Raw genomic sequence first — 4,741 nt, forward strand, 5'->3', positions numbered from 1 at the left:
TTTAGATAAAAATAGCAAACAACAAGTATTAACTTCCTTACGCCATATTCAAGACCAACAATCTGATGTTAGCTTTTTATTACAGACATTAGGTCGGTTGTGGCTAGCTGGTGTACAGATTGACTGGTCAGGATTTTATACCCACGAGCGGCGTCATCGTTTGCCTTTGCCTACCTATCCTTTTGAAAGACAAAGGTACTGGATTGATCCTAAAAAGCAAGGAGAAGATGGCGATAGCACACCAGTATCACTGGCTAAAAAACCTGATATAGCCGACTGGTTTTATATTCCTTTTTGGAAACCTTCTTTACCCCCAGTACAACTAAAATCTCAAAAATTAGCAGCTCCCAAATCCAGCACTTTGGTGTTTCTTGATGAGTGTGGCTTGGGTATAAAATTGGTAAAAGAACTAGAAAAACACAACCAGGATATTATTACTGTAAAACTTGGTGAAAGATTTACGAGATTAGGTAAGTCTCAATATGCGATTAATCCTCAAAATCATCATGATTATGATAGTCTAATCAAGGAAATTATTGGACAAAAGCAGTTACCAAAAACAATAATTCATCTTTTAAGTGTTACACCTAGTACTGAACAAGAATTAGAAATTGAACAAGTTGAACAAGCTCAAATAAGAGGATTTTACAGCCTCCTATTTCTTGCCCAAGCTTTGGGAAGACAAGAAACTACTGATGATTTTAACATCACAGTTATTTCTAACAATCTACACTCGGTAACTGGAACAGAAATAGTTTCTCCAGAGAAAGCAACTTTACTCGGAACAGTTAAAGTTATTTCCCAAGAATATTCAAATATTAATTGTCGTACTATTGATGTTATTCTTCCCGCCAATGGCAGTTGGCAAGAAGAAAAACTTCTAGAAAAAATACTAGCAGAACTAACGGTTGATGATTCCCAAAAGTTAATTGCTTATCGAGGTTTGAATCGGTGGGTGCAAAGTTTTGAGCCTGTGCGCTTTGAGCAAGCTAAAATCGAAAAGCCTCGACTAAGAGAAAAAGGAGTCTATTTAATTACAGGTGGACTCGGAGACATTGGACTTGTTTTAGCAGAATACTTAGCTCGAACTGTACAAGCAAAACTACTGTTAGTAGGACGTTCTGCTTTGCCAAAAAAAGATGAGTGGGAAAAATGGCTCACTACTCATGATGAGGCTGATAGTACTAGCTGCAAGATTCGCAAAGTTCAAGAACTCGAACAGTTAGGTGCAGAAGTTTTGGTAGTGAATGCTGATGTGGCTAACCAGGAAGAAATGCAAAACGCGATCGCTCACGCTCAAGAGCAATTTAGTCAGCTAAATGGTGTTATCCACGCTGCTGGAGTTGTTAGTGGTGAATCTATTCAAAAAATAGGTAAAATTGAATGTGAGCAACAATTTCAATCGAAAGTATATGGACTTTTAGTATTAGAAAAAATCTTGCAAAATAAACAGCTTGATTTTTGTTTATTACTATCTTCTTTATCGTCTGTTTTAGGAGGGTTAGGATTTATTGCCTATTCAGCAGCAAATATATTTATGGATGCTTTTGTACACCAACATAATCAAAATCATCCTATTTCATGGACAAGCATAAGTTGGGATGGCTGGAAATTTGAAAAAGAAAATAAACAAAGTACATCTTTAGGTGCAATTTTGCATGAATTGGCTATTCAGCCAGAAGAGGGAATAAAAGTATTTGAAAGGATTCTAAGCTGTAGTGAATTTAATCATATAGTTGTCTCTACTGGAGAACTGCAAGCTAGAATTGACCAATGGCTGAATCTGGAATTTTTCCCAGAAAAAGAAGCAAATTTATTACTGCATGACAGACCTGATCTAGAGAATGTATACGTTGCTCCTAGAAATGAAATTGAGCAAAATATTGCTAATATATGGCAAGAGATTCTGGGGATAAAAAATGTCGGACTCCATGATAACTTTTTTGAATTAGGAGGAGATTCTCTATTAATAATTCAAGTTCGTAGTAAAATGCTCAAAAAATTAAATAAAAATTTATCTATTGGAGAACTATTTGAATATTCAACAATAAGTACCTTAGCTGAATATATCGGCAACAAAAAAACTGAGGAACTAACGTTCCAACAAGCTGATCAACGTGCTAGTAGAAAAGAAGCGGCTATGCAAGAAAAAAGACAATTAATGCAACAAAGGAGGAAGGTACATGGATAACCAAGAAATCCACAACTCTATCAGAAGCATAGCCGTAATCGGTATGGTTGGTCGATTTTCAGCTACTAAAAGTATTGAGGAGTTTTGGGAGAGTTTATGTCAGGGAAAGGAGTTAATTTCCTTCTTTAGTGATGAAGAATTAGAGGCTTCAGGCGTAGATCCAGAATTGTTGAGCGATCGCAATTATGTAAAAGCTGGTGTTCGTCTGCCAGATATTGAGATGTTTGACGCACCTTTCTTCGATATTTCGCCAAGGGAAGCCGAAATTATCGATCCTCAACACCGGATTCTGCTTGAATGTGCTTGGCAAGCATTGGAAAATGCTGGTTATGAACCTGGTTCAGGCAAAGGCTTGACTGGTGTTTATGTGGGAACCAATATGAGTAACTACTTTCTAACCAAACTCAGTTCCCGCCCTGATATGATTCAATCAATGGGTCTGGCAATTATATATGGCAATAGTCAGGACTTCGCCGCTACAAGAGTTTCATATAAATTGAATCTGAAAGGGCCCAGTCTCAACGTTCAGACTGCTTGCTCTACATCATTGGTTGCTGTTCACTCAGCTTGCCAAGGATTGCTAAACTATGAATGCGATATGGCTTTAGCAGGTGGTATTTCCATAGAATCTCTCGAAAAGCAAGGTTATTTCTATCAAGAAGGAAGTATCACTTCTCCTGATGGTCACTGTCGAGCTTTTGATGCTAATGCCCAAGGAACTATCTTTGGAGATGGAGTCGGGATTGTTGTCCTAAAGAGATTAGAGGATGCTTTAGCAGATGGTGATTGCATTCATGCAGTAATTAAAGGTTCAGCCATCAATAATGATGGTGCAGCAAAAGTGGGATATACGGCTCCTAGTGTGAGTGGTCAAGCTGAGGTGATAGCTGAGGCTCAAGCGATCGCAGGGGTTGCTCCAGAAACCATCACTTATATCGAGGCTCACGGAACTGGTACAGCTTTGGGAGATCCCATTGAAATTAGTGCTTTGAAAAAGGCATTTGCAGTTCGCACCAAACAGAAAGGATTTTGTGCGATCGCATCAGTAAAAAGCAATATCGGGCATTTGAATACAGCTGCTGGGGTGACAGGCTTAATTAAAACAGTCCTTGCACTAAAACATCAAAAAATACCTCCTAGTTTGCACTTTGAACATCCTAATCCTGAGATAGATTTCGCTAATAGTCCCTTTTATGTCAACACCAAATTATCAGAGTGGAAAACCAACGGGACACCTCGCAGAGCAGGTGTAAGTTCTTTTGGGATTGGCGGGACTAATGCCCATGTGATTTTGGAAGAAGCCCCGGCGACTGAAGCTTTCAGCCCTTCGCGTCCGTGGCAATTGTTACTCCTGTCAGCCAAAACCAGCACAGCGTTGGAAACCGCGACAGCGCAATTATCTACTCACTTGGAGCAAAATCCTGATATTCACCTACCTGATGTCGCTCATACTCTACAAGTGGGTCGTCGGGCTTTTGAACATTGTCGTATGGTAGTTTGTCATGACCAAGAGGATGCAGTCAAAGCGCTGACTTCCCTCGATCCGCAACGTGTTTTTACTTACCACCGCAAGCCTAATCATTGTCCAGTCATCTTCATGTTTTCGGGACAAGGAGCGCAATATGCAAACATGGGAAGAGAACTGTATGAAATTGAACCGACATTTGCTCAACACGTAGATACTTGCGCCGAGATTTTGCAACCCCACCTCGGTCTTGACATCCGCTCCCTACTTTATCCCAAGGAACAAGACACAGAGACTGCTTCTTCCAAACTACAACAAACAGCACTCACCCAAAGCGCGTTATTTGTTATCGAGTACGCCCTAGCTCAGTTATTAATGTCATGGGGAATACATCCAGAAGCAATGATAGGTCACAGCATCGGGGAATATGTCACAGCAACCTTAGCAGGTGTATTTTCCTTACAAGATGTTTTAGCAGTTGTGGCAAAAAGGGGACAATTGATGCAACAGTTAGCTCCAGGGAGTATGCTGGCAATTCGACTTCCAGAAAAAGATGTGCGATCGCTTTTGGCTGATGCTTCTCTAGAAATCGCAGTCATTAACAGCCCATCTTCCTGTGTAGTTTCTGGTAGCTGTGAGGCGATCGCTGCATTACAAAATCAATTATCCTCTCAAGAAGTTGAATGTCGTCTGTTGCATACGTCTCATGCGTTCCATTCCCAAATGATGGAACCAATACTAGAAGCATTTATTGAGGCTGTAAAAAAAGTCAAGCTGAATCCACCACGCATTCGGTTTATTTCTAATGTCACTGGTACTTGGATTACAGATGCACAAGCCATAAATCCCGATTATTGGTGTCAACATTTGCGACAAACCGTGAGGTTTTCAGATGGGATATCTCTACTGTTAAAGCAGTTTGAAGGTATTTTTCTAGAAGTAGGGCCAGGACGAACTTTAAGCACATTAACAACACAGCATTTAGATAAAAATAGCAAACAACAAGTATTAACTTCCTTACGCCATATTCAAGACCAACAATCTGATGTTAGCTTTTTATTACAGACATTAGGTCGGTTGTGGCT

Annotated in this window: 2 protein-coding genes; both read left to right on the plus strand. The window is 39.9% G+C overall.

All coding sequences use genetic code 11. The features are described 5' to 3' along the window. A partial coding sequence (locus VE944_RS19260; protein WP_324980374.1) for an SDR family NAD(P)-dependent oxidoreductase occupies positions 1–2,191 on the plus strand: 2,191 nt, incomplete at its 5' end. Continuing rightward, the coding region (locus tag VE944_RS19265; protein WP_324980377.1) for a type I polyketide synthase at positions 2,184–4,741 on the plus strand (2,558 nt) is incomplete at its 3' end. The genes VE944_RS19260 and VE944_RS19265, both read left to right, overlap by 8 nt.

The sequence above is a fragment of the Nostoc sp. genome, from assembly GCF_035638895.1.
Taxonomy (GTDB): Bacteria; Cyanobacteriota; Cyanobacteriia; order Cyanobacteriales; family Nostocaceae; genus Nostoc.